This is a genomic window from Oliverpabstia sp. (assembly GCF_022785585.1).
Taxonomy (GTDB): Bacteria; Bacillota; Clostridia; order Lachnospirales; family Lachnospiraceae; genus Oliverpabstia; species Oliverpabstia intestinalis.
Genome location: NZ_JALFPR010000116.1, coordinates 1 through 3,211 on the forward strand (window position 1 = coordinate 1; position 3,211 = coordinate 3,211).

At 43.6% G+C, this 3,211-nt stretch carries 4 protein-coding genes; 1 reads left to right on the forward strand and 3 read right to left on the reverse strand.

Going from position 1 to position 3,211, the window contains the following annotated elements; translation table 11 throughout:
- A partial coding sequence (locus tag MSA64_RS08265; RefSeq protein WP_287891284.1) for an ABC transporter substrate-binding protein occupies positions 1-919 on the reverse strand: 919 nt, incomplete at its 3' end.
- A 482-nt stretch (positions 920-1,401) separates the two neighbouring features.
- Here MSA64_RS08265 and MSA64_RS08270 point away from each other — a divergent pair.
- On the forward strand, positions 1,402-2,073 hold the full coding sequence (locus MSA64_RS08270) for a YesL family protein (protein ID WP_287891285.1): 672 nt from the start codon (positions 1,402-1,404) through the stop codon (positions 2,071-2,073).
- A gap of 142 nt (positions 2,074-2,215) precedes the next feature.
- On the opposite strand, the gene MSA64_RS08275 is transcribed toward MSA64_RS08270, so the two are convergent.
- The gene (locus tag MSA64_RS08275; RefSeq protein WP_287891287.1) at positions 2,216-2,839 is read right to left on the reverse strand and encodes a DUF4317 family protein; all 624 of its coding nucleotides are present in this window, start codon (positions 2,837-2,839) and stop codon (positions 2,216-2,218) included.
- Between the two features lie 37 nt (positions 2,840-2,876).
- The coding region (locus MSA64_RS08280) for a hypothetical protein (protein ID WP_287891288.1) at positions 2,877-3,211 on the reverse strand (335 nt) is incomplete at its 5' end.

A 3,211-nucleotide genomic window follows, 5' to 3' on the forward strand; every position in this document is an offset into this window, starting at 1 on the left:
CTACGCAGTCACAGTTTGCGGCTGTGTATTCGTTGTCACGGTATGCAGCCAGCATCCAGGAACCCTGTGTGATCATGGCAACTTTACCGGATTCGAACAGAACGTCGTTACCGTTCTCAGACATGGTTTCCAGAGAAGGCATTACACCGTCATTGATCCATCCTTCCATGGTCTGCATTGCTTCAATGGTTTTCGGATCGTCCCATCCGGACTGTGTCTTGTCATCATTGATGATGTATCCGCCGTTATCGTAAACCATGTTATAATAACCATCCTGGTTGCTTCCATTTCCCATCGCAAGACCATACTGACTTCCGTCATCTTTTGTCAGTTTCTTTGCTGCTTCTGTTACATCATCCCAGGTCCAGTCTGCGGTAGGATACTCCAGTCCGGCTTCATCAAACAGTGTTTTGTTGTACCACAGTGCGATGGTATCTACATCTTTCGGCACTGCATAGTATTTATCATCGTATGTATACAGTCCCCAGATATCTTCCGGATAATTTGCCGGATCGATCTCACTGCTGTCTGCGATTTTATCTGTCAGATCCAACAGCATATCATTGGACATGTATCTTTCACTTTCATTGGAATGCATCCAGAATACATCCGGTAAAGATCCACCCTGTGCGCCGGATTCCAGCAGTGTCCAGTACTCGTCCCATTTAACAACGGAAACTTTTGTTTTGATGCCGGTCTTCTCTGTGAAATCGTTCATGATCTGTGTAAGTCCAGGTTCCTGGTTGGAATCCCAGATGGTTACGGACAGTGTAACATCTGAACTGTCAGAGCTGTCTGTGGATTCTGCATCGGATGATGAACTGTCGGATGAGCTGCTTGAGCTTCCGCCACCGCATGCTGCCATAGACAGCACCATTGTACTTGCCAGTAAGAGTGCCATTGCTTTTTTAAATTTCATATGTTTTTCCTCCTTATGATGAGATCTTATCAGGAATCTGTTCCTTCGTTTCATTTCCCTGATCGTTGAGGTTATTATACGCAAATATGTCAAAATGATAAATGGGTATATGTTTTAAAAATATGGCTAAATGTTATGTTTTTGTGTATTCTCTATATTTTTTATTGTTATTTTATCTATTTCGTATATATTTTTTATACATCCGCAACATTTTCCCACTGTTTTTCCGTTCTTTTATCTATGTCTTTCCGATTTCTTATGATGTAATGCATTGAATTTTTGCAGAAACACATGGTATTTTTCCATATTTCCCGAATGTTTTCTCTTTTTTCACCAATTTTCCACTTGCTCATATGTATACATTGAACAATATAGATTTTTGTATTCCAGAAATGTTTTGCATTTTGCCATCTCCGGTGCTAGAATGAGTTATCGTGCAGTTTTTCCTGCACTCGCATTTTTATCAAAGGAGGCATTTTGATATGAATTTTTTTAATGAAAACAACATTATCTTTGTAGCACTGAATAAAATCGGCGACATCATTCTCGCTAATCTTCTGTTTATCCTCTGCAGCATCCCGTTAGTTACCATCGGTCCTTCACTGACAGCACTCTACCATTGTACGCTGCGCACGGTTAAGGGGAACAACAACGGAACCGTCAAGACATTTTTCCGGGCATTTCGGCAGTCATTCCGGCAGTCTCTGATCGTCTGGCTGGGTCTGGTAGTGGTCGGACTGCTGCTGTTTCTCGACACCCGTTTTCTTTTACAGACAGGTTCTGATACAGGTAAGATTTTTTATTATCTCTCCGGGATCGTACTGGCACTTGTCGTAATCCTGGCGCTCTACATCTTTCCTGTGATCGCAGCTTTTGCAAATACACTGAGAAATCTTTTAAAGAATGCTTTCTTATTTGCCTTCATGCATTTTCCTTCCACACTTACCATCGCTGTGATCTCCATTCTGCCGATGTATATGACCTATCGTGATCTGAAACTGCTGCCTCTGTATGCATGCTGCTGGTTTTTCTTTGGTTTTGGACTGACCGCTTATATCAATTCATTTTTCTTCTATCGGATGTTCAGACCTTATCTTGAGACGTCGGAAAATGAAGAAGCAATTTCTGTAATCGATGATGAACATCCTCAATAATCAAATATAATCCCTTTGAAACGCAGAAACGTTTCCCTGAATCGGCGATTACTATATACTGCAACGAAAAAGGCGGCGCAGAGATGTCTTCCCATACTCTGTGCCACCTTTTTTCATTTTCTCCAAATATCTCCCCGTTCTTTCACACTCCAAGAATCTTCCTCAACTCATTGTGCGGACGTTCCGGATTCTTCTGATAAATATCCACATAATTCCAGTCGCCGCTTCTGTCACAAAACGCCGGGTAAATAAACCCGCACTCCGGCTGTCCCGGTTCATAGTCGCCGCTGACCGGGGCGAAGATGCAGATCAGATATTCGTAGACTTCTTCTGACTCTCCCACCCGCTCATGATCTGCCGCTTTCACCGGGATATCGTAGCGGTCATGGAACATATACACGGCATAATCTCCGCAGGAACGATACTCTTCCCCTGCAATCTCATAAAAGGTATCCATCAGTGCATCATTTTTCAGTCCGCTGTTTCTGATCCCGTTTAACAGCTGCCATATCGTTCCGGCTGTCATCTGTTCTTTCGGAAACCGGTACCGTTTCAGGTTGACATTGGTTTCCGAAAACGGAACTGTTTTTGCCAGTGCCAGATTTTTCTCCTTATCTGCCGGAGACAATTTCAGAAAATTAGTATTAAAGGTTCCGTCCACATACCCTTCCCGATCCATGTAAGCTCCCGCGATCCGTGTCATCGAGGATCGTTTTACTGTCATCCGCCGGGTCAGTTCCAGCATATCTTCTCTGTTAATCCGCATAATTTTCTCTCCGTCTGCTTCCTATTTCGTGATTTCATCACTCCATAATTTCGCCGTTCGTCAAGAGTGAGCAAGCTCCCTCTGACTCTCTTGCACTCATTATATCATGATTCGCACCTTCGGTGCTTGACGCTGCTTTCGCAGCTATCATGATCCACATTCGCCGCTCCCGATGAACAAACTTTGTTTGTTCCCGCTCGCTAACACTCATTATATCATGATTCGCACCTTCGGTGCTTGACGCTGCTTTCGCAGCTATCATGATCCACATTCGCCGCTCCCGATGAACAAACTTCGTTTGTTCCCGCTCGCTAACACTCATTATATCATATATAGCATCACCATCAGTGGCATCGTTACGATGCACACCAG